The following is a 20,132-nucleotide window of genomic DNA, read 5'->3' as shown; positions in this document are numbered from 1 at the left end:
CCCGCTCACAGGTAGCTCGGGCCGTGCACGCGGTGGCGGAAGATCCACCACACCCACGCCTGGGCGGCCAGCAGCAGCGGCGTCACCGCGGCCATCGCCGGCACCAGCAGCGACAGCGTCGCGGAGTCCACGGCGGACTCCGCCAGCGGCAGCCGCAGGCCCACGGCGAGGCCCAGCGCCACCATGGCCGCCGTGGTCAACGCGAAGGTCTGCGCCTCGCCGGCCGTGCCGCTCCGGCCGGAGAAGGCGCCGGCGCGGGCCCGCAGCGGGCCGGCGAGGCGCAGCCCGGCGAAGGCCAGCCCGTGCGCGGCGAAGAGCGTGGCGACGGCCAGCGCGGCGAGCGCCGCGCCCGGCCCGGTGACCACCCGGTCGGTGACCCCGGCGAGCAGTCCGGCGAACATCCAGCCCCAGCTCAGCGCCACCGTCCAGCTGCCGAGGACGATCGCGCCGTCGCAGCCGGCGGCCCACGCCCGGGCCTCCACCCGGCCGCGCGACCACAGCCCCGCGTCGCGGACCATCCAGCCGGCCAGCAGGGCGACGACCGCCGGGAACAGGCCGCTCAGCAGTTCCCCCTCCAGGTCGGGGAAGGCGCCCACCAGGACGCCGGCCGTGGCCACCAGCCAGACCTCGTTGCCGAGGAAGAACGGTGCCACGGTGGCGAGGACGACGCGGCGTTCCGCCCCGTCCCGGCCGAGGAAGGGCAGCAGCATGCCGACGCCGATGTCGGCGCCGCCGAGCACGAGGTAGCCGAGGGCGAACACGCCCAGGACGGCGATGGCGAGGATCTCCATGGTGGGATGGCCCTTCGGTGGGTGGGCTCAGTAGGTCGGCCGGGGCAGCGGTTCGGGCCGGCCCTCGGCGGCCGGGCGCCCGAGCGCGACGTCGCCGGGACCGCGCGCGGCCTGGCGGAGCAGCAGCCAGCCGTTGACCAAGGCCAGCAGGGCGAAGACGGTGGTGAAGACGGCCAGCGAGACCCGCATGGACCCCGCCGAGACCGGCGAGACGGCCTCCGCGGTGGTCAGCAGCCCGTTCACCACCCAGGGCTGGCGGCCGACCTCGCGGAACACCCAGCCGGCGATCATGGCGACGTAGGGCAGCGGCACGGCGAGCACCAGCAGCACGTGCCACACCTGCAGGCGCAGCGCCACGGGCCGGAAGGAGGCCAGCAGGGTGCTGGCGGCGGAGAACATCATCATGGTCGGCCAGGTGGTGACCATGAGGATCGCGGACACCCGCACCCAGCCGGAGGGCGGCGAGTAGTCGCCGGGGCCGTGCTCGGCGACCATCTCGGCCTGGAGCCGGGCGATCTCGGCGGCGTCGCCCTGGAAGGTGGCGAGCTTCATCGGCTGGTACTCGCCGATCAGCCCCATCTGCAGGCCGCCGAAGACGACGGTGAGCATCAGCGCGGGGAGGGTGACGAACACCCCGAGGCGCAGCGAACGGAGGAAGAAGAGCCACTCCGGGGTGCGGCGCAGGAGGTGGTAGGCGCTGACTCCGGCGACGAAGAACCCGGCGGTGACCAGGGCGCCGCCGAGCACGTGCCAGAAGGCGGCGATCGAGGAGGGGTTGGTGAGCACCGCCCAGGCGTCCACCAGCCGCAGCGACTCGCCGTCGGCGGCGAGCCGGTGGCCGCGGGGATTGTTCAGGAAGCCGTTGGAGACCAGGATCCAGTAGGCGGAGGCGTAGGCGGTGAGGGTGACGACCCAGATGACCGCCAGGTGGACCCACCGGTTGAGGCGGTCCCAGCCGAAGATCCACAAGCCGAGGAAGGTGGACTCCACGAAGAAGGCGACGAGCGTCTCCATGGCGAGGGAGGCGCCGAAGACGTTCCCGGCGAAGTGGGTCAGCCCGCTCCAGCTCAGGCCGAACTGGAACTCCATCACCAGCCCGGTGATGATGCCGACCGCGTAGTTGATGACGTACAGCTGGCCCCAGTAGCGGGTCATTCGGGCGCCGAGCGGGTCGCGGCTGAGGGTGGCCCAGGTCTGCACGCAGGCGACCAGGGTGGCCAGGCCCAGGGTGAGCGCGACGAAGAGGAAGTGCCCGCCGGCGGTGAGCGCGAACTGCAGGCGTGCCAGGTCGAGGGTCTGTGGATCCACACCCCCACGGTGGCCGGAGGGCGCCGTCCGGCGCGTCGGTCCGGGGTGGACACCCGCGGTACCCCCCGGGTTGTGGTCCGGGGCGGCGGCGTACTCCCCTGGTTGCGGTCCCGGTTGGCTAGGGCTCCTCGCCACGGCCGAGCCAGCCGGGGGTGACCAGCCCGGACTCGTAGGCCAGCACCACCAGGCCGGCGCGGTCGCGCACGTCCAGCTTGGTCATGATGCGGCTGACGTGGGTCTTGGCGGTGGCCGGGCTGAGCACCAGCCGCTCGGCGATCTCGTCGTTGGACAGCCCGGTGGCCACCAGCGTCAGCACCTCGCGCTCCCGGTCGGTGAGGGCGTTCAGCCGCGGACCGGGAACCGGCCGGTCCGCCCGTCCGGCGAACTCGGCGATCAGCCGGCGGGTGATCGCGGGCGCGAGCAGGGCGTCGCCGCGGGCGACCACCCGCACGCCGTGGATCAGCTCCATGGGCTCGGTGTCCTTGACCAGGAAGCCGCTCGCGCCGGCCCGCAGCGCCCCGTAGACGTAGTCGTCGAGGTCGAAGGTGGTCAGGATGATCACCCGCACCCCGGCGAGGCGCTCGTCGGCGACGATCCGCCGGGTCGCCTCCAGGCCGTCCGTGCCGGGCATCCGGATGTCCATCAGGACGACCGCCGGCCGCAGCTCCCGGGTCAGCCGCACGGCCTGCTCGCCGTCGGCCGCCTCGGCGACCACGGTGATGTCGTCCTCGCCGTCGAGGATGGAACGGAAGCCGGCGCGGACCAGGGTCTGGTCGTCGGCCAGCAGGACGGGGATCACCGGGCGCCGCCGAGCGGGAGCCGGGCGCCGACGCGGCAGCCGCCCTCGGGGCGGGGGCCGGCGGCGAACTCGCCGCCCAGCGCCCGGGCCCGTTCGGCCATGCCGCGGATGCCGTCGCCGGGGACGAGCGGCCCGCCGCGGCCGTCGTCGTCGACCTCCACCCGTATCTCCTCCTCGCCGTAGTGGACGCGCACCACGGCCCGTCGTGCGTCGGCGTGGCGCGTCACGTTGGTCAGGGCCTCCTGCACGATGCGGTAGGCGGCCAGGTCCACGCCCGGGGGCAGCGGGCGCGGGGAGCCCTCGATCCGCGCCCGCACCTCCAGCCCCGTGGCACCGGCGCGCTCGGTCAGCTCGGTGAGCCGGCTCAGGCCGGGGGCGGGGGCGGTGGGCGCCTCCTCGTCCACCTGGCGGAGCACGCCGAGGGTGGAGCGCAGCTCCCGCAGGGCCTCCCGGCTGGCCTCCTTGATCGCACCGAGCGCCTCCTCGGCCGCGCCGTCCGCAGCCGGCGACGACGTGCCCGCCGTCTCGCCGGAGCGCCCGAGGCGGTGCAGCGCGGCGCTGGCCTGCACGTTGATCAGCGAGATGTGGTGGCCGAGCACGTCGTGCAGCTCGCGGGCGATGCGCAGCCGCTCCTCGGTGGCGCGCCGGGCCAGCGCCTCCTCGCGGCCGCGCTCGGCGTCCGCGGCACGGCGCTCGGCCTCGCGGAGGTAGGCGCGGCGGTTGTTGACGACGCCGCCGACCGCGATCACGGCGACCAGCCATCCGGTGAACATGAACAGGGCGATGTCGTCGACGTTGCGGGTGCCGGAGCCGGACACCTCGCCGTAGACGACGGCGAGCAGGGCCAGGGCGCCCAGGATGACGGCGGCCGTGAGGTTGCCCCGGGCCGCGACGGTGTAGAGGGCGACCACGAAGGCCAGCAGCACCGGCGCGTCGACGCTGCTGGACGGGAAGTACAGGATGCTGGCCAGCAAGGTGAACATCCCCACCGCGACCGGGTGGCGGCGCCTGAGCTGGAGGGCGCCCGGCACGGCGACCAGGGCCAGGCAGTCCAGGGGCGTGAACAGACCGGTCGCGCTCCGGCCGTCGCGCACGGCGAGCAGGGCGGTGGCCGCGCAGACCACGGCGACGGCGGCGACGAGGGCGAGGTCGCCGGCGCGGCCGCGCGGCAGAGCCCCCCGGGTCCGGCCGCCGCCGGACGGGGTTCGCCACCGGGTCGGGGTTCGCCACATGGTTGGCAAAGCTACTGGATGCCCGGGGAGCGGACGAGCCGGGCGCCGGCCGTGCGGCACGGCCCCCGGCCCGTCCCGGCGGCGGCCGGTCAGGCGTCGTCGGTGGGACGTCGTCGGTGGGGCTTCGTCGGTGGGGCTTCGTCGGTGGGGCGTTGGGCGTGGGCGTCCTCGCTGGGGCGTCCCGGCTCAGGCGTCCTGGGTGCGAGGGGCCGGCGGCGTGACGGCCTCCGGGAAGTCCACGGAGCGCGCCAGCTCCTCCCACTCGGCCCAGGTCCGCAGCCGCTCCTGGTAGAGGCCGGGCACGCCGTCGGCGACCAGGTTGCCCATCAGCACGCGCAGCGGCGGCTCGGGGGCGTCCACCAGGGTCAGCAGGGCCGCGGCGGCCCGGGCCGGGTCGCCGGGCTCCCGCCCGGCGTCGGCGGCGTAGGCGGTGCGGAACGGGGCCAGCGGCTCGTCGTAGGCGGCGATGTCCTCGACCCGGTGGGCGGAGTCGCCGGCCCAGTCGGTGCGGAACGGGCCGGGCTCCAGCAGCGTCACCCGGATCCCGAAGGTGGCGACCTCCTGGGCCAGCGTCTCGCTCATGCCCTCCAGCGCCCACTTGCTGGCGTGGTAGACGGACAGCAGCGGGAAGGTGGCGATCCCGGCGACGCTGGAGACCTGCACGATGTGGCCGGCGCCCTGCGCGCGCAGGTGCGGCAGCGCGGCCTGGGTGACCCACAGGGCACCGAAGAAGTTGGTGTCCATCTGGGCCCGGGCCGCTTCCTCGGTGACGGCCTCCACCGTGCCGAAGAGCCCGTAGCCGGCGTTGTTGACCACCACGTCGAGGCGGCCGAACTCCGCGTGGGCGGCGTTCACCGCGGCGAAGCAGGCGGCCCGGTCGGTCACGTCGAGCCGCAGGGCGAGCAGGGAGTCCGGGTGGCGCTCGGCGAGGTCCTTCAGGGCACCGGGGGCGCGGACGGTCGCTGCGACGCGGTCGCCGCGTTCCAGCGCCGCCTGGGTGAAGGCGCGGCCCAAGCCTCGGGACGCGCCGGTGATGAACCAGGTCTTCGACATGACGGGATGCTCCAGAACATCGGATTCGAACGGCCATTCGGTCGTGTCACGGCACGCCCGCGGGCCATGTGTCCAGGCGGACACCCTCCGAGAGTGACATGTCTAACCAGTTAGTCAAATGGCCTCGGTAGGATTCCGGCCATGCCACGCAACGCCGACGCCACCCGCGCCCGCCTGCTCCAGGCGGCCACCGACGAGTTCGCCGAGCACGGTGTCGCGGGCGCCCGCGTGGACCGGATCGCCAGGGCCGCCGGGGTGAACAAGAACCTCATCTACGTCTACTTCGGCAGCAAGGAGCAGCTCTTCGACGCCGTGCTCGAGGCGCACCTGACCCGCGTCCACGACGAGGTGCCGTTCACCGCGCAGGACCTGCCCGGCTACACGGCCCGCATGTTCGACTTCGCCCTGGCCCACCCCGAAGTCGTGCGGCTGTCCTCGTGGTACGCGCTGGAGCGCCGGCAGCACGGGCCCTCGCCGACGGAGGTGGCGGCCTACCGGGTCAAGCTGGACGCCATCGCCGCCGGCCAGCGCTCCGGCACCCCGGGCGCGCGGTTCACCCCGTCGGCCCTGCTCAGCTTCGTCTTCGCGCTCGCCGGCGCCTGGACGGTGGCCAACCCGCTCGGCGTGCCGGTCGACGCCTCCGACCCCGAGCGGCTGGCGGAAGCCCGACGCGCCGCGGCCGAGGCGGTACGCCTGCTGTCCGCCGCCACCCCCGCCGCCGACGGCGACGCCCCACTCGGCCCTCCCCCGCCCACCAGCACCCACCAGGACGCGTGACGCGTCTGCCGGGCGGCCGGGCGGCCGGGCGTCACGGCGGCCGGGCGGCCGGGCGTCACGGCGGCCGGGCGTCACGGCGGCCGGGCGTCACGGCGGCCGGGGTTGCGCGGCCCAGGTTGTGGGGGCAGTGATCGGCACGTCCGGGATCCCGCCGAGCACGGAACGGAAGTCGCGGCGGTGGCGTCCCTGGTGCACAGAGGGCGCCGGCGGAGGGGTCGGCGCGCCACCGCGTCCGCACGGGGGTTGGCATGGCTGAGTCACACATCGGAGCGCCGTCACGCAACGGGGCGCCGTCACACGCCGGGGCGTCGTCGCGCAGCGGGGCCTCGCGCGGGCGGCGGGCGGGGCGGCTGCTCGGCATCGGGCTCGGGGTGGTGTTGGCCGGCACCGCCCTGACCGCCTGCGCTGAGGAGGCGGAGGCCGGCCAGCGCTGCGTCAACACCGGCACCATGCTCGTCGTGGAGGACCGGCACTGCCCGTCCGGCGACGCCTCCGCCACGGTGGAGATCGCGGGGGCGGAGGCCACCGTGCGCTGGTACTGCGGGGGCGAGGGCGAGGAGGTGGGCCAGACCGCGCAGGACGGCGACTGGGGCCGGTGCAACAGCTCGAACTCGTCGGGCGGTTCCGGGGGCGGCTCGGGCGACGGCGACGACGATGACGACGACGACCGCCACTCCAGCTCCGGTGGAAGTGGGGGCCGGGGCCGGCACTGACCCTCCCGGTGCCGCACAGTGGTCCCATGGGTCCCACGTGCTCCACCAGCTCCCCCACCCGCACGCACCAGCGGCCGGCGCGCACCCTCGCCGAGACGCTGGCGCTCCGGCCGGTCGTGCTCGACGGCGGCATGTCCAACCAGCTCGAGGCCGCCGGGCACGACCTGTCGGACCGGCTGTGGTCGGCACGGCTGCTGCGCGACGCGCCCGAGGCCGTCGCCGACGCGCACGCGGCCTACTTCGCCGCCGGTGCGGAGGTCGCCACCACCGCCAGCTACCAGGCCACCTTCGAGGGCTTCGGCCGGGCGGGCCTGGGCCGCGACGAGGCCGCCCGGCTGCTGCGCCGCAGCGTGGAGCTGGGCCGCCTGGCCACCGAGCGGGCCACCGAACGGACCGACGCGCGAACGGACGCCCGGACCGACGCCCGCACGGGCGCGCGCCGGCCGCTGTGGGTGGCGGCGTCCGTCGGCCCGTACGGGGCGATGCTCGCCGACGGCTCGGAGTACCGCGGCCGCTACGGCCTGAGCGTGGCCGAGCTGGAGCGGTTCCACCGGCCCCGTCTGGAGGTGCTGGCCGAGGCCGGGCCGGACGTCCTGGCGGTGGAGACGGTGCCGGACGTCGACGAGGCGGAGGCGGTGCTGCGGGCGGCGGACGGGCTCGGCGTGCCGCTGTGGCTGTCCTACAGCGTGGCCGGGGACCGCACCCGCGCCGGCCAACCGCTCCGCGAGGCGTTCGCGCTCGCGGCCGGGGTGGAGCAGGTCATCGCGGTCGGGGTGAACTGCTGCGCGCCGGACGACGCCGACCGCGCGGTACCGCTCGCCGCCGAGGCCAGCGGCAAGCCGGTCGTGGTGTACCCGAACAGCGGCGAGGAGTGGGACACCCGAGCCCGCGCCTGGCGCGGGCGCGCGACCTTCGAGCCGGCGCGGGTGGCCGCGTGGGCGGACGCCGGGGCCCGGCTGATCGGCGGCTGCTGCCGCGTCGGCCCGGCGCAGATCGCCGCACTGGCGACCGCGCTACCCACCGCCTGAGCCACCGCCCGCCTGAGCCGCTCACCGTCTGAACCGCCCCCCCCCCGCCAGCACGCGCACCGGCACCAGCACCAGCACCAGCAGGGTCGCATGATGTGTACATGATCACACCCTGCCCACACTGCCCCCTTGGGGAAAAGGGCCCCCGGTTTCAGGATCCCAGGCGCCGGGCACGCAGCGCAGCCCCCAACCAACGCCCTGTGGATAACTCCCGGCATGCCCATGGCAGAGAAGGGGCACCCACCAGACGAGCACACACCCACATCGCCAGAACCGAGGCCCCCGAGGCGTGATGGAGGCAGTCGGGGCCCGGCGCTTGCCCCGCACACAGCCGCATCCCGAGGGAGATGCCCCCGCGGGCGCCGTCACCCCCCGCCCGCCGCCCCGGCGACCTCGCGCAGCGTCCGTCGGGTGTGCGCCAGCAGGGCCGCGGGCTCCGCCGGCGCGCGCGCCTGGACGGCGTGCACCGCCCGGGCCATGCGCGCCCGCTCCGGACGCCGGGTGCCGTGCATCAACCAGGGGAACTCGTAGCGCTCCTCGGCCTCCAGGTGGGTGGAGACCGCGACCCGCAGCAGCAGGATCTCCGGCAGGAACTCCGGGTCGTCGGGGGAGACCTCGACCAGCAGTTCCAGCCGCCGGGCGATCTCCTCCTCCTCCCACAGCCGGCCGCGCACCACGTGCCGTCCGCCGAGAGAAGAGCGGTGCACCAGCGGGTGCACCACCTCCTCCTCGGCCATCTCGTGGGCGATGAGAAGCCGCAGCAGTTCCCCGAACGCCTCCGCGCGCTCCGTGCCCTCGCGGACCTCCACCTCGTCGAGCAGGTGCCGGATGGCATCGTGCTCCCGGGTCAGTGCGGTCACCACGTCGCCGTCGCGGTCGGACGTGGCGCCCGCTCGGAAACCGCTCATTCCCGCCGCCGCCTTCCCTCGAGCCGCTCGCCCGCGGCTACCCGGCCCGGCCGGGTCGAACCGTGCCGCGCGCCGGGCACCGCGGGGCGGACGGCACCGGGTACGCGGCGCGCGTCACAGCAGCGTCAGGCCGTACACGCCCAGCGGCTCGCCGACCGGCTGGAAGTACGACGTGCCCCCGCTGTCGCAGGTGCCGGTCGCCCCGGAGGCGATGCCGTACGCCACGGTGTCGTAGAACAGCGGGCCCCCGCTCTCGCCTGGGTGGAGGCAGATGTTGGTGCGGATGAGCCCCTGGACCGACCCCTGCGCGTAGTTGACCGTCACGTTCAGCGCCAGCACCTGGCCGGTGCGGACGCCCCCGACCGGGCCGCTGAACCGCACGGCCTGTCCCGCCCTCGGGCTGCCGGCGGAGACGATGTCGATCAGCCCCGGGTAGCCCTCGACCCCGCCCTCGGGCGGCACCGTGCCGTCGTAGCGGACGAGTCCGTAGTCGTTGCCCGGGAAGCTGCTCCCGGCCGTCGTGCCGATGCGCTGGGTGAAGGAGGGGTCGGCGTACCAGACCGTGCCCACCAGCGCGCAGTGGCCGGCGATCAGGGCGTAGTTCGCGGTGCCGCCGCGCACGTTGAAGCCGAGCGTGCAGCGGCCGCCGGGGCTGTAGATCGCCTCGCCGCCGGCAATGGTCGGGGCGAGCCGGCCGGGGTCTTCCTCCACCCGGACGGCGTCGCCGTGGCGGGCGGTGACCCGCGCGAGCCGGGCACGTTCGTTCGGCGAGACGGACTCGTCGAGCCAGACGACGACCTGCCCGGCGCTCGGGTCGACGCCCCAGGCCGTGCCCGGGATCGTGGCGTGCGCGGCGAGGTCGGCCAGCACGGCGTCCACCTCCCGGGCGCCGTGCACTGCAACGTCGGCCGTGGCTGGGTGGACGGTGGTGCCGGCCGGCACGCCACCGAGCATGCCTCCCAGCAGGGCGGCGAGGGTGACCAACAACAGCGGACGGCGGTGGCGGGGTCGCCGGGATCCGGGCACGGGCGTCTCCTCGGACGGTGGGTGCGGAGGGTGCCAGGTGCGACGGCCACCGCTGTCGGCGGCGGCCGGGTGGGGCCGGCCGGGCGCGGCCCGCCCCGACGGACGGTGGGCCGATTCTCCGGCCCGCCCCCGCCACGCACAAGGGCGCCCGCCGGCCAGCCCCGCGACGCCCGCGACGCCCGTCACCCCGTCACCCACCCACCGTCACCCCGTCCCGCGTCACCCCGACGCGGCGCGCGGTGCCCCCCACCCGGGGGAACCTCCGTTTCACCGGTACTCGGGCGGGCAGCGGGCGGGCGTTCGTTCCCCGATCCCCCACCGGGAGGCGTCCTTCGTGTCCGCGGTTCTCTCCCCCCAGCCGAGCGTCGCCGAGCCGATCGATCTGGGTCTGCTCGTGGACAGCGCCGCCTTCGGCGGCCCGGAAGCGTATGTGCGACAGCTGCTGCGGCGCCTGCCCGGTGAGTTCCGCTGCCACCTCGTGGCCGCCGCCCCGGTGGCCGCGCGCCTGCGGGACGCCGCCGCGGAGCGCGGCGCGTCCGTCACCGTCATCCCGCTGGTGCGCGGGCTGGACCGGGCGCCGGGCCTGGAGTGGCTGCTGGCCGCCCGACCGGTCGACGTCTGGCACGTCAGCCTGCTGGATCCGCGCTCCAACCGGGCCGCCCTGGTGGCCGCCCTCGCCCACGCGCCCACCGTGGCCACCCTGCACATGCCGCGCCCGCCGGCCGAGCCGCCGGTGACGGAGCTGTCCGGGCTCTACCGCCGCCTGTCGGGGGTGATCGCCCTGTCCGCCGAGATCGCCGACACCCTCCGCGTGGAGCTGGGCCTGCCGGACGACCGGGTGCACCGGGTGCGCCCCGGCGTGGACATCCCGCTGCACGTGCTCTCCTCCGCCCCGCCGGACGCCCGCCAACCGCTGCGGATCGGCGCGGTGGGCCGCCTCACCGGCCGGAAGGGGTTCGACGTGCTGGTGGAGGCGGTCCGCCTGCTGCACCAGCGCGGCCACCGGTTCACCGTGGAGATCGCCGGCGAGGGCCCCCACCGCGCGGCCCTGGCCGCCGCCGCCCACGGCCTGCCGGTCACCTTCCCGGGTTTCGTCGAGGACGTCCCCGCCTTCCTCAACCGCCTCGACCTGTTCTGCCTGCCGTCCCGCGCCGAGGCGCTGCCGCTGGCCCTGCTCGAAGCCATGGCCGCCGCCCTGCCCTGCGTCACCACACCGGTCGGCGACATCCCCGCCGTCCTCGGCGACGCCGTCCGCACCGTCCCGCCCGACGACCCCGGTTCCCTCGCCGCCGCCCTGGAACAGCTCCTCCTGGTCCCCGAGGCCCGCCGCCGCCTGGCCCTGCGCGCCCGCGCCTTCGCCGAACGCGAACTCGACGCCGCCACCATGGTCACCGCCATCGCCCACCTCCTCACCCACGCCGCCCACCCCACCCCCTCCCCCACCCCACTCCCCCAGCGCGTCGGCTGACTGGTTGGGTGGGCGGGCGGGTGGGGGTCAGGAGGTGACGGTGATCTGGGTGCACTTGCTGGCGTCGCCGCGGACGACGCAGACCCTCAGCGCCCAGTTGCGGTCCTCCGGGAGGTCGCCGGTGGCCCAGCGGCTGCTGTAGGGAGAGTCCTGGCCGCGGGTGGTGGCGACCCGACCGTCGTAGAGGAGGGTGGCCTCGATGCCGTAGCCGTCGGCGTTGGTGTCGTGCACCCGTACGGCGTCGCCCGGGTGACCGTTGCCCGGGTCCTGGCGCCACTCCGCGTAGCCGGCCGGGATGCCGCCGGCGAGGTTGACCATGACGTTGCGCCCGTAGGTCGGCCAGGTGGGCTCGAAGGAGAACTCGCTGAGCGAGGGGATGGCCGCGGCCGGCTGGGCGTTGACGAGGGCGGTGCCGGCGAGGACGGCGGTCGTGGCGAGAAGGGCGCCGAGACGGTGGGGTGTGCGGGGCATGGTGCGCTCCTGGATGAGACGTTCCGTCGGACGCCCCTGATCCTGCTCGCGGGAGGCCCGGGTGTCCTTGACGGGACGTCGCCACGTTCTTGACATCCAGTGCGCCGAGCCCCGCCGACGGGGGGTGGACGGCCGGGTGACGGGCCGGCGTCGGCGGGGCGGTCAGCCATGGGAGACCGGTCAGCCGTAGGAGACGGAGAAGTCGCGGGTGGTGAAGTTGAGGCCGCCGGAGGAGGAGGTGATCTCGTAGCCGAACTGGACGGTGTCCACGGTGACGTTGCCGAACCAGCCCTGGGAGCGGATCCAGTTCAGCACGGCGCGGATGTCGACGCTGCCGGAGGAGGTGTTCGACTGGCGGACGAAGGAGAAGACCTCGTTGGAGCCGTTGCTGCCGCGGTGTACGGCCCAGGTGTGGCCGCCGACGGTGACGGTGGCCACCTGGCCGCCGATCGGGCCGACCGGGCCGTACCTGTTCATCCAGAGCATGATCTCGTAGGCGTGGTTGTTCGCCCAGATGTCGTAGGCGGTGGCGTAGGCGCCGGCGCTGGGCACGGTGACCGCGAAGGTGCTGTTCAGGGAGGTCAGCGAGCCGAGCTGGCGGTTGATCGGGCGGGTGGCGTTGGGGTAGGACTTCACGCCGCCGGTGTTCGGGTGGTTGGCGGTGACGCCCCAGGAGCGGTAGGAGTCGGCCCAGATGGTCTGGGTGCCGGCGCCGCTGCCCCAGATGTTGTTGTAGAGGATGTAGCCGCCGTTGTTCCAGGTGCCCCACTGGTCGGAGGAGGTCCAGGCGGCGGCGTGGGCCGGGCCGGCGCCGAAGCCGAGGAGCAGGCCGAGGGCCAGCAGCGGGGCGAGCAGGAGGGTGCGCGTCTTCTTCCGCATCGAGCACGCCTTTCGAGGGGTCGGGCGGGCGGGCGCGGCGTCGTTCCCGGGCTGCGTCACCGGGTGCCGCGGGTTGCGATGGACGGTAGGAGTCGAACAAATCGAACACAACCGAGCGGGCGGAGAATTGTCGCGAGCATGCCAGCAAGCGGGGAAACGCCGTGGTCGGACGCCTGGCGGGGCGCGCGGTGTCCGGGTTCGGCCAGCGGAGGGGCCGCGCCGGAGCCGCCGCGCCGGGCCGCCGCGGCGCCCCGTTCCCGGGGCTGGCACCGCGCCGGCCACCGCGGCTTTCCCTCACGCTCTCCCGCGCTTCACCTTGACGTGTCAGCGTCGGTGAGCGGCCCGGCCGGACGGCGGGCTGACGGGCCGACCGCGGGCCCCGCGGCGTGCGGCGGCGGTGTGGAAAGGGACGGACAGCTGTGATGCTGCGAACGCTGTGTCGCCATCTCACCCGGGCGGCGGCCGTGGCGGTGATCGTGCTGGCGGGAGTGCCGGGGGCGGCCTCGGCCGCTCCCCAGGACGGGGAGCCCGGCGACGGCCACGGCAGACGCGCCTTCGACGTCCAGGCGCACCGGGGCGGGCTCGGGCTGACGGTGGAGAGCACGCTCCCGGCGTTCGCCCGCGCGCTGGACCTCGGGGTGTCCACGCTGGAGCTGGACGTGCAGATCACCGAGGACGGGCGGGCGGTCGTCACCCACGACCGGCGGGTCGACGGGCGCAAGTGCCAGGACACCGCGCCGGTGACGCCCGGGGACCCGGAGTTCCCCTACGTGGGCAAGTACGTGAACACCCTCTCCCTCGCGCAGGTCCGCACCCTGGACTGCGGATCGCGGCAGCTGGCCGGGTACCCGGAGCAGGTCACCGTGCCGGGCGCCCGGATGCCGCTGCTCACCGAGGTGTTCGCGCTGGTCCGGGAGCGCCACGCGTACCGGGTGGGGCTGAACATCGAGACCAAGGTGGAGGCCGGGGCGCCCGAGCAGACCGCCCCGCGCGAGCAGTTCGTGCAGGTGGTGGCCCGCGAGGTGCGGGCCTCCGGGCTGCTGCGGCAGGTGACGATCCAGTCCTTCGACTGGGGCGCCCTGATGCGGATGCGCGAGGTGGAGCCGCGGCTGCCGCTGGTGGCGCTGACCAACTACGACTTCCTCCAGGTGGGCCAGCCGGGCGCCTCGCCGTGGCTGGGCGGCATCGACATCGACGACTTCGGCGGGGACCCGCTGCGGGCGGTGGACTCCTTCGGCGCCGCCGCGTTCTCGCCGGTGCACGGCTTCCCGCAGAACGGCACGATCACCGACCCGGCCTACCGTCCGTACGTGACGCGGGCGATGGTGGAGCAGGCGCACGCCCTCGGCCTGGAGGTGGTGCCGTGGACGGTGAACGACACCGCCACCATGGAGTACCTGATCGACCTCGGCGTGGACGGGATCATCACCGACTACCCGGACCGGCTCCGCGAGGTGCTGGCCGACCGCGGCTACGCCCTGCCCAAGCCGTATCCGGCGCGCGGGCGGGCCTGACCTGGGGGACGGTTCCCGAGGGATGACACGGCCGGGGCCGGGGCGTGGGCGACGACGGGTCGCCCGCGCCCCGGCCCCGGCGCCGTGAGCCCCGGCCGCGGCGTCACGGGGGTGGCGTCACGGGGGTGGCGTCACGGGGGTGGCGGCGGTGGTCAGCCGGTGGTCGCCGGTCAGCTGCCGGCCGGGGTGGGTTCGCCGAGCGAGAGCATCAGCCGGTTGGCCCAGTTGAAGAAGGCGGCGCCGTGCAGGGCGTCGCTGATCGCCAGGTCGTCGAGTCCGGCGGCGCGCAGGGCGGCGATGTGCTCGGCGGTCAGGGCGCTGGGGGTGGCGGTGAGGGCGACGGCGGCGTCGATGACGGCCCGCCAGCGATCGTCCTGCGGGGCCTCCACGCCCTGGTCGAGCAGGCGCTGGACGTCCTCCGGCCGCCGGGAGTGGTGCGCGGCGAACCGCGCGTGCACGGAGGCGCAGAAGACGCAGCCGTTGTGGCGGGAGGTGGCGGTGGCCGCGAGTTCGCGTTCCGCGCGCGGCAGGCCGTCCTTGGTGTTGTAGAAGATGTCGTTGTCGGTCCTGGTGCGGGTGCGCAGGATCTCCGGGTCGCGGGCGAGCAGCCGGAAGTAGGGCGACGCGGCGCGCGCCCGGTCGACCAGCGCCTCGCGGTGCGTGTCGGTGAGTTCGGCCTCGGTGAGGGGTTCCAGCCACGGCGCCCAGCCCAGCTGGTCCTGGGTGAAGGCGAGCGGCGGATCGGGGACGGCGGGGTCGAGGACGGTGTCGGCCATGGTGGGTCGGGGTGCCTTTCTGGTCTGCTCTGGTCTGCGCGTGGTCGGTGCCGGCGGCCGGGCCCGCGCTAGGCGGCGGCCAGGAGTCGGAGGCCGGTGACCACGCGCACCTGGAAGCTGAGGAAGGCCACCAGCTGGGAGAGCGTCACCACGCCGGTGGTGGACCAGCCGGCGTCCAGCAGGGTCGCCAGCGCCGCGCGGCTGGCCTCCCGGGGTCGGAAGACCAGCAGGTGGGCGTGGGTCAGGGCGGCGGCGAGCCGTTCCCCGAGGGCGTCGCGGTCACCCGCCCGGTACTGGAGCCCCCGGGAGCTCTCCGCGGCGAGCGGGCCCTCGCCCGGGTAGACGCCGTACGGGCCGGTGGTGCGGCCGCGTTCCACCTCGGTGGCGACGGCGGTGGCGAGCGCCGGGGAGAGCGCGGCGAGCCGGTCCGCGTAGAAGCCGGTGACGGCGGCGTCGCCGTGCAGGCCGGCGACGAAGGCGGCGACGGCGAGGCGCTCGGCCGGTGTGACCTCGCCCGTGACGCCGCTGGCCGCGTCCGGCGCCGGGAAGAGCGCGGCGTAGCTCGCCTGGGCGTTCTCCCGGGCGTCCGGGCGCCGGCGGCGCACCTGGTCCAGGCGGGAGCCGGGGGCGATGCCCACCAGGTGGTCGATGACGTCGGTGACGTCCGTGACTTCCGTGGCGGGGGTAACGTCCGTGACGCGTGAGGTGCTGTCGGGGGTCGGCTGGCTCATGCGGTGCTCGATTCGGTGAGGGTCGGTTCGCGGACGGGGTCGGACGCGGGGCCGGGCGCGGGGCCGTCGGCGGGGGTCCAGCCGAGTGCGGGGGCGACCTCGGCGGCCAGCAGCTCGATGGAGCGCAGCACGCGCGGGTGCGGCGGGTCCACCGAGTGCACCTGGAAGACCAGGTCGGTCACGCGCTCCAGGGTCGGGTCGGCGCGCAGGGAGGCGATGACGTCGTCCGGGGTGCCCACGTGGACGTCGAACGCGGCGATCAGCGCCTCCGGGCCGCCGTCCGGAACGGTGTGCCCGGAGGCCGCGAAGTGCGCGGCGGCGCGGCCCAGCCCGTCCTCCGCCAGGCGCAGCGCCTCGGCCCGGGAGTCGGCGACGAACGCGGTGCGCGAGGCGACGATCCGCGGCGCCACGCCGGGCGGCAGGTGGGCGTGGTAGGCGTCGACGATGGGCCGTTGGATCTCCGCGAGGGTGGCCCGCGGGGCGTCCTTCGGGCGGGGCTGGGTGCGCGAGAGCATCAGGCCGTTGCCGGACCGGCCGGCGCGGGCCCCGCCGTGTTCGGAGAAGGTGGCCTCCCAGACCGCCCGTGCGAGCCGGGGCGCCGCCGGGTAGAGGCGGTTGCCGCCGCCGAGCGGGCGGCCGGACCAGGCGTCGAGCAGCACCCGCAGGTGCTCCGCGTAGACGGCCGCGCGCTCCTCGCTGGCCCTGCCGAAGGCGGCGAAGGAGGAGGGGGTGCCGCCGCTGCCGACGCCGACCTCCAGGCGTCCGCCGGAGAGCAGGTCGAGCACCGCGGTGTCCTCGGCGACGCGCACCGGGTCCTCCAGCGGGAGGGTGATGATGCCGGTGCCGAGCCGGATCCGGCTGGTGCGGGCGGCGGCGTGGCCGAGGAAGACCAGTGGCGCGGGCAGCCCTCCCTCGTCGGCGTCGAAGTGGTGCTGGGCCACCCATGCGGTGTCGAAGCCGTGGGCCTCGGCGTGCTGGATCTGCTCCAGGGCCAGCCGGTAGCGGTCGGCCGCCGGTGCCCGGTCCAGCAGCCGGGTGAAGAATCCCAGTCGTTTCCGTTCGCTCATCGCGACGCTCCCTCGTGGACGTGGCCGGGCACGGCGGCCAGCAGTTCGCGCGTGTACGCGTGCCGGGCGTTCTCGAACACCTCGGCGGTGGTTCCGTCCTCCACGACGCGTCCCTTCCGCATGACCGACACGGTGTCGGAGATCTGTCGCACCACCGCCAGGTCGTGCGAGATGAACAGGTAGGTGAGGCCGAGTTCCCGTTGCAGCCCGTCGAGCAGGTCGAGGATCCGGGCCTGCACGGTCACGTCGAGGGCGGAGACGGCCTCGTCCAGCACGACGATCTCCGGCTCGACGGCGAGCGCGCGGGCGATGGCGACGCGCTGGCGCTGGCCGCCGGAGAGCTCGTGCGGCCTGCGGTCGAGCACCGACCGGGGCAGCGCCACGCGTTCGACCAGGTCGGCCACGCGGGCGCGCCGGTCGGCCCGGTCGCCGATCGCGAAGTTGCGCAGCGGCTCCTCCACGATCTCGGCGACCGACTGGCGCGGGTCCAGTGAGCCGCCGGGGTTCTGGTAGACGAGCTGGACGCGGCGGCGCAGCCGGCGCAGCGGCTCGCCGCGCAGCCCGGCGACGTCGGTCCCGCCGATGGTCACCGAGCCGGAGGTGGGGTCGGCGAAGCGCACCACCATGCGGGCCGTGGTGGTCTTGCCGGAGCCCGACTCGCCGACCAGCGCGTGGGTGGAGCCGTGCCGCACCGTGAAGGAGACGCCGTCCACCGCGCGGAACGGCGCCCGGCCCACCCGGTACTCCTTGACCAGGTCGCGGACGACGACGGCGTACGGGTCGGCGGGCCGGTCCGCCGGGTCGGCGTGGCGGTCAGCCGGGTCGGCCGCGTCGGCGGGGGCCCCGGGCGCCGGCGCGGGCAGCGGGGGCAGCGGCGGCCGGAACTCGCGCACGGTCAGCGAGGGGGCGTCGTGCAGCAGCCGCCGGGTGTACTCGGCGGCCGGCTTCGCCATCACGGCGGCCGTCGGCCCGTGCTCCACGACGCGGCCGTCCTTCATCACGACCAGCCGGTCGGAGCGTTCGGCGGCGACGCCGAGGTCGTGGGTCACCAGGAGCACGGCGGTGCCGAACTCCTGGCGCAGGTCGTCGACGAGGTCGAGGATGCGCCGCTGCACCGTCACGTCCAGCGCGCTGGTGGGCTCGTCGGCGATGACCAGTCGGGGCTGGAGGGCGATGGCGATGGCGATCAGCACGCGCTGCCGCATGCCGCCGGAGAGCTCGTGCGGGTACTGGCGGGCGCGCTGCTCGGGGTCGGGCAGGCCGACCCGGGCGAGCAGTTCGACGACGCGCCGGGCGATGGCGCGCCGGTCGCCGCGCCGGTGCACCCGCAGGGTCTCGCCGAGTTGGTCGCCGATGGTCCGCACCGGGTTGAGCGAGCCGGTGGGGTCCTGCGGCACCAGGCCGATCTGGGCGCCGCGCACCGCGCGCAGGCGCCGGTCGGACCAGCCGGCGATGTCGGTGCCGTTCAGCAGGATCCGTCCGGTGTCGCGCCGTCCGCCGGGCGGCAGCAGTCCGAGCAGGGCGTGCGCGGTGGTGGACTTGCCGGAGCCGGACTCGCCGACGACGGCCACGGTCTCGCCGGCCTCGACGGTGAAGGAGACGCCGTGGACGACGCGGGTGGTGTGGCGCCGGCCGCGGTAGGAGACGGCGAGGTCACGCACGTCGAGCAGGGTCATCGGGACTCCTCCCGGCCGATCGCGAGGCTGACGCGGTTCGCCGCGAGCACCACCAGCACCACGACGACGCCGGGCAGCGTGGTCAGCCACCAGGAGCTGGCGACGTAGGTGCGGCCCTCGGCGATGAGCAGGCCCCACTCGGGGGTGGGCGGGGGCGCGCCGTAGCCGAGGAAGCCCAGGGTGGAGATGGCGATGATGGCGCTGCCGAACTGCAGCGCGGCGAGCGAGATGACGGGTTCCAGGGAGTTCGGCAGCACGTGCCGGCGCAGCACGGTGGTGAGGCGTCCGCCGCTGCCGAAGGCGGCCTCCACGTAGTCGGTGCGCCGGACCCGGACGACCTCGGAGCGGGCCAGCCGGGCGAAGGCGGCGACGGAGCCGATGCCGACGGCCACGGCGACGTTGAGGGTGCCGGTGCCGAGCAGGATGACGACGGTCAGGGCGAGCAGCAGGCCGGGGACGGCGAGCAGCACGTCGACCAGGCGCATGGTGATCTCGTCGACGACGCCGCCGAGGGATCCGGCGAGCAGGCCGAGCAGGGTGCCGAGGACGAGGCCGACGGTGACCGCGAGGAGCGCGCCGGACAGCGAGTTGGCCGCGCCGTGGACGACCCGGGCGAACAGGTCGCGGCCGAGGGCGTCGGTGCCCAGCGGGTGGGCGGCGCTCGGCGGCTGGAGCTTCTCGGCGGGCACGCCGTTGATCGGGTCGTGACCGGTGAACAGTCCCGGCGCGACGGCCCAGAGCACGACGACGGCGAGGACGAGCCAGGCGAGCAGCAGCCCGACCGGCACCCGGCGCGGGAGCGGCCAGCGGCGGCGCGGCCGGCCGGCGCGGCCGGGTTCGGCGGTCGGGCCCCGGTCCGGCGCGGGAGCGGGAACGGGAGCGGCGGCGGACGCGGGGACGGGGGCCGGGGTGGGAGGGGCCGTGGGGGCGGGGGCGGGATCGGCGGTGAGACCGGGTTCGGCGGTCATGCCGCAGCACCAACCTTCGACTTCAGGCGGGGGTCGAGTACCGGGTAGAGGAGGTCGACGAGGAGGTTGACCAGGACGAATGCGGTCGCGGAGAGCACCACGATGGCCAGCATCACCGGGGTGTCCTGGCTGGTGACGGCCTGTTCGGTGAGGCGGCCGATGCCGTTGCGGCCGAAGACCGTCTCGGTCACCACCGATCCGGCGATCAGCTCGCCGAAGGTGAGGCCGGCGATGGTCAGCGTCGGCAGCAGGGCGTTGCGGGCGACGTGCCGCCACAGGATCCACCGCCGGGAGGCGCCCTTGGCGGCGGCCACGGTGACGAAGGGCTGGGTCTGCACCTGGTCCAGGCTGCGGGCGAGGATCTGCGCGAACGGGGCGGAGATCGGCACGGCGAGGGTGAGCACGGGCAGCACCAGTTGTTCGAAGGTGGTGCCGCCGATGACCGGCACCAGCCCGAGTTGGAAGGAGAAGACCTGGACCAGCAGGATGCCGAGCCAGAAGGTGGGGATGGAGACGAACAGCGAGGGCATCGCCAGCAGGGCGCCGCGCAGCCACCCCATGCGGCTGTGGCTGGCGGCGAAGGCGATGGTCACCGCGAGCAGCACGGCCAGCGCGAAGCCGGCGGAGGCGAGCTGGGCGGTGGCCGGCAGGCCCTCGGCCAGCCGCTCGACGACCGGGGTTCCGGTGTCCAGCGAGTAGCCGAAGTCACCGCGGAGGAAGCCGAGCGCCGTGTGGAGGTACTGGGCCAGGGCGGGCTGGTCGGTCCCGTAGTACGCCTGGATGTCGGCGATCTGCTCGGGCGTCAGGCCGAGTTCCGGGTTGAGGAACTTGATCAGGATGGTGTCGCCCGGCAGCAGCCGCAGCAGCAGGAAGCTGACGGTGAAGGCGGCCCACAGCACGAGCACCGCCTGCCCCAGCCGGAGCGTCAGGTATCTGGTCATGAGCCG

The 20,132-nt window shown here is 75.1% G+C and carries 20 protein-coding genes; 5 read left to right on the top strand and 15 right to left on the bottom strand.

Features of this window, described 5'->3' with window-relative positions:
* Positions 1–5: 5 nt before the first annotated feature.
* The 5 genes from FHU37_RS21655 to FHU37_RS21635 form a co-directional block, all read right to left on the bottom strand.
* A complete protein-coding gene (locus FHU37_RS21655; RefSeq protein WP_179815785.1) occupies positions 6–791 on the bottom strand; it encodes a cytochrome d ubiquinol oxidase subunit II in 786 nt (261 codons plus the stop codon).
* 27 nt (positions 792–818) lie between these two features.
* The gene (locus FHU37_RS21650; protein ID WP_179815784.1) at positions 819–2,099 is read right to left on the bottom strand and encodes a cytochrome ubiquinol oxidase subunit I; all 1,281 of its coding nucleotides are present in this window, start codon (positions 2,097–2,099) and stop codon (positions 819–821) included.
* Positions 2,100–2,217: 118 nt separating this feature from the next.
* A complete protein-coding gene (locus FHU37_RS21645) occupies positions 2,218–2,898 on the bottom strand; it encodes a response regulator (RefSeq protein ID WP_179815783.1) in 681 nt (226 codons plus the stop codon).
* Positions 2,895–4,130 carry a sensor histidine kinase gene (locus FHU37_RS21640; RefSeq protein ID WP_179815782.1) on the bottom strand — a complete coding sequence of 412 codons (1,236 nt, stop codon included), beginning with the start codon at positions 4,128–4,130 and terminating at the stop codon, positions 2,895–2,897. The genes FHU37_RS21645 and FHU37_RS21640 overlap by 4 nt, the downstream gene beginning before the upstream one ends.
* Positions 4,131–4,316: 186 nt before the next feature.
* Positions 4,317–5,183, bottom strand: coding sequence for an SDR family oxidoreductase (locus FHU37_RS21635; protein WP_179815781.1), 867 nt, complete (start codon positions 5,181–5,183; stop codon positions 4,317–4,319).
* 141 nt (positions 5,184–5,324) lie between these two features.
* Here FHU37_RS21635 and FHU37_RS21630 point away from each other — a divergent pair, with 141 nt between their 5' ends.
* From FHU37_RS21630 to mmuM, 3 genes are all read left to right on the top strand, one after another.
* Entirely contained in the window at positions 5,325–5,960 is a 636-nt protein-coding gene (locus tag FHU37_RS21630) for a TetR/AcrR family transcriptional regulator (RefSeq protein WP_179815780.1), read from the top strand.
* Positions 5,961–6,208: 248 nt separating this feature from the next.
* Positions 6,209–6,673 carry a hypothetical protein gene (locus tag FHU37_RS21625; RefSeq protein WP_179815779.1) on the top strand — a complete coding sequence of 155 codons (465 nt, stop codon included), beginning with the start codon at positions 6,209–6,211 and terminating at the stop codon, positions 6,671–6,673.
* A gap of 26 nt (positions 6,674–6,699) precedes the next feature.
* Positions 6,700–7,701 (top strand): homocysteine S-methyltransferase, encoded by a 1,002-nt coding sequence (gene mmuM, locus FHU37_RS21620; protein WP_179815778.1) that lies wholly within the window; start codon positions 6,700–6,702, stop codon positions 7,699–7,701.
* A gap of 365 nt (positions 7,702–8,066) precedes the next feature.
* On the opposite strand, the gene FHU37_RS21615 is transcribed toward mmuM, so the two are convergent.
* Together FHU37_RS21615 and FHU37_RS21610 are read right to left on the bottom strand one after the other, a co-directional pair.
* On the bottom strand, positions 8,067–8,609 hold the full coding sequence (locus tag FHU37_RS21615) for a hemerythrin domain-containing protein (protein WP_179815777.1): 543 nt from the start codon (positions 8,607–8,609) through the stop codon (positions 8,067–8,069).
* A 114-nt stretch (positions 8,610–8,723) separates the two neighbouring features.
* Entirely contained in the window at positions 8,724–9,635 is a 912-nt protein-coding gene (locus FHU37_RS21610; RefSeq protein ID WP_218904109.1) for a S1 family peptidase, read from the bottom strand.
* A 334-nt stretch (positions 9,636–9,969) separates the two neighbouring features.
* Here FHU37_RS21610 and FHU37_RS21605 point away from each other — a divergent pair, with 334 nt between their 5' ends.
* Positions 9,970–11,103, top strand: coding sequence for a glycosyltransferase family 4 protein (locus FHU37_RS21605; protein ID WP_218904108.1), 1,134 nt, complete (start codon positions 9,970–9,972; stop codon positions 11,101–11,103).
* Between the two features lie 27 nt (positions 11,104–11,130).
* On the opposite strand, the gene FHU37_RS21600 is transcribed toward FHU37_RS21605, so the two are convergent.
* Positions 11,131–11,574, bottom strand: coding sequence for a hypothetical protein (locus FHU37_RS21600; protein ID WP_179815775.1), 444 nt, complete (start codon positions 11,572–11,574; stop codon positions 11,131–11,133).
* A gap of 180 nt (positions 11,575–11,754) precedes the next feature.
* A complete protein-coding gene (locus FHU37_RS21595; RefSeq protein WP_179815774.1) occupies positions 11,755–12,453 on the bottom strand; it encodes a GH12 family glycosyl hydrolase domain-containing protein in 699 nt (232 codons plus the stop codon).
* Positions 12,454–12,875: 422 nt separating this feature from the next.
* Between FHU37_RS21595 and FHU37_RS21590 the strand changes: the two genes are divergently transcribed.
* Positions 12,876–13,967: a glycerophosphodiester phosphodiesterase family protein gene (locus FHU37_RS21590; protein WP_179815773.1), complete on the top strand. Its 1,092-nt coding sequence runs from the start codon at positions 12,876–12,878 to the stop codon at positions 13,965–13,967.
* 170 nt (positions 13,968–14,137) lie between these two features.
* On the opposite strand, the gene FHU37_RS21585 is transcribed toward FHU37_RS21590, so the two are convergent.
* The 6 genes from FHU37_RS21585 to FHU37_RS29130 all read right to left on the bottom strand — a co-directional run bounded on the left by FHU37_RS21585 (position 14,138) and on the right by FHU37_RS29130 (position 20,126).
* Complete coding sequence (locus tag FHU37_RS21585) at positions 14,138–14,743, bottom strand: alkylhydroperoxidase domain protein (RefSeq protein ID WP_179815772.1); 606 nt, start codon at positions 14,741–14,743, stop codon at positions 14,138–14,140.
* A gap of 68 nt (positions 14,744–14,811) precedes the next feature.
* The gene (locus FHU37_RS21580) at positions 14,812–15,474 is read right to left on the bottom strand and encodes a CMD domain protein (RefSeq protein ID WP_179815771.1); all 663 of its coding nucleotides are present in this window, start codon (positions 15,472–15,474) and stop codon (positions 14,812–14,814) included.
* Positions 15,471–16,541, bottom strand: coding sequence for a putative FMN-dependent luciferase-like monooxygenase (locus tag FHU37_RS21575; RefSeq protein ID WP_179815770.1), 1,071 nt, complete (start codon positions 16,539–16,541; stop codon positions 15,471–15,473). Before FHU37_RS21575 ends, FHU37_RS21580 begins: the two co-directional genes overlap by 4 nt.
* On the bottom strand, positions 16,538–18,217 hold the full coding sequence (locus tag FHU37_RS21570) for a dipeptide ABC transporter ATP-binding protein (RefSeq protein ID WP_179815769.1): 1,680 nt from the start codon (positions 18,215–18,217) through the stop codon (positions 16,538–16,540). Before FHU37_RS21570 ends, FHU37_RS21575 begins: the two co-directional genes overlap by 4 nt.
* On the bottom strand, positions 18,214–19,185 hold the full coding sequence (locus FHU37_RS29135; protein ID WP_179815768.1) for an ABC transporter permease: 972 nt from the start codon (positions 19,183–19,185) through the stop codon (positions 18,214–18,216). The genes FHU37_RS21570 and FHU37_RS29135 overlap by 4 nt, the downstream gene beginning before the upstream one ends.
* Complete coding sequence (locus tag FHU37_RS29130; RefSeq protein WP_179815767.1) at positions 19,182–20,126, bottom strand: ABC transporter permease; 945 nt, start codon at positions 20,124–20,126, stop codon at positions 19,182–19,184. Before FHU37_RS29130 ends, FHU37_RS29135 begins: the two co-directional genes overlap by 4 nt.
* Positions 20,127–20,132 lie beyond the last annotated feature (6 nt).

Origin of the sequence: Allostreptomyces psammosilenae (assembly GCF_013407765.1) — a bacterium.
Taxonomy (GTDB): domain Bacteria; phylum Actinomycetota; class Actinomycetes; order Streptomycetales; family Streptomycetaceae; genus Allostreptomyces; species Allostreptomyces psammosilenae.
The sequence above is the reverse complement of the archived record's forward strand: the minus strand, read 5'-3'. Positions and strand labels throughout refer to the sequence as shown.

What these genes read in the sequence shown, in the direction of transcription:
- FHU37_RS21655 (WP_179815785.1), bottom strand. Translation starts at nt 791, where the DNA reads ATGGAGATCCTCGCCATCGCCGTCCTGGGCGTGTTCGCCCTCGGCTAC.
- FHU37_RS21640 (WP_179815782.1), bottom strand. Translation starts at nt 4,130, where the DNA reads ATGTGGCGAACCCCGACCCGGTGGCGAACCCCGTCCGGCGGCGGCCGG.
- FHU37_RS21635 (WP_179815781.1), bottom strand. Translation starts at nt 5,183, where the DNA reads ATGTCGAAGACCTGGTTCATCACCGGCGCGTCCCGAGGCTTGGGCCGC.
- FHU37_RS21630 (WP_179815780.1), top strand. Translation starts at nt 5,325, where the DNA reads ATGCCACGCAACGCCGACGCCACCCGCGCCCGCCTGCTCCAGGCGGCC.
- FHU37_RS21625 (WP_179815779.1), top strand. Translation starts at nt 6,209, where the DNA reads ATGGCTGAGTCACACATCGGAGCGCCGTCACGCAACGGGGCGCCGTCA.
- mmuM (WP_179815778.1), top strand. Translation starts at nt 6,700, where the DNA reads ATGGGTCCCACGTGCTCCACCAGCTCCCCCACCCGCACGCACCAGCGG.
- FHU37_RS21615 (WP_179815777.1), bottom strand. Translation starts at nt 8,609, where the DNA reads ATGAGCGGTTTCCGAGCGGGCGCCACGTCCGACCGCGACGGCGACGTG.
- FHU37_RS21600 (WP_179815775.1), bottom strand. Translation starts at nt 11,574, where the DNA reads ATGCCCCGCACACCCCACCGTCTCGGCGCCCTTCTCGCCACGACCGCC.
- FHU37_RS21595 (WP_179815774.1), bottom strand. Translation starts at nt 12,453, where the DNA reads ATGCGGAAGAAGACGCGCACCCTCCTGCTCGCCCCGCTGCTGGCCCTC.
- FHU37_RS21590 (WP_179815773.1), top strand. Translation starts at nt 12,876, where the DNA reads ATGCTGCGAACGCTGTGTCGCCATCTCACCCGGGCGGCGGCCGTGGCG.
- FHU37_RS21585 (WP_179815772.1), bottom strand. Translation starts at nt 14,743, where the DNA reads ATGGCCGACACCGTCCTCGACCCCGCCGTCCCCGATCCGCCGCTCGCC.
- FHU37_RS21580 (WP_179815771.1), bottom strand. Translation starts at nt 15,474, where the DNA reads ATGAGCCAGCCGACCCCCGACAGCACCTCACGCGTCACGGACGTTACC.
- FHU37_RS21575 (WP_179815770.1), bottom strand. Translation starts at nt 16,541, where the DNA reads ATGAGCGAACGGAAACGACTGGGATTCTTCACCCGGCTGCTGGACCGG.
- FHU37_RS21570 (WP_179815769.1), bottom strand. Translation starts at nt 18,217, where the DNA reads ATGACCCTGCTCGACGTGCGTGACCTCGCCGTCTCCTACCGCGGCCGG.
- FHU37_RS29135 (WP_179815768.1), bottom strand. Translation starts at nt 19,185, where the DNA reads ATGACCGCCGAACCCGGTCTCACCGCCGATCCCGCCCCCGCCCCCACG.
- FHU37_RS29130 (WP_179815767.1), bottom strand. Translation starts at nt 20,126, where the DNA reads ATGACCAGATACCTGACGCTCCGGCTGGGGCAGGCGGTGCTCGTGCTG.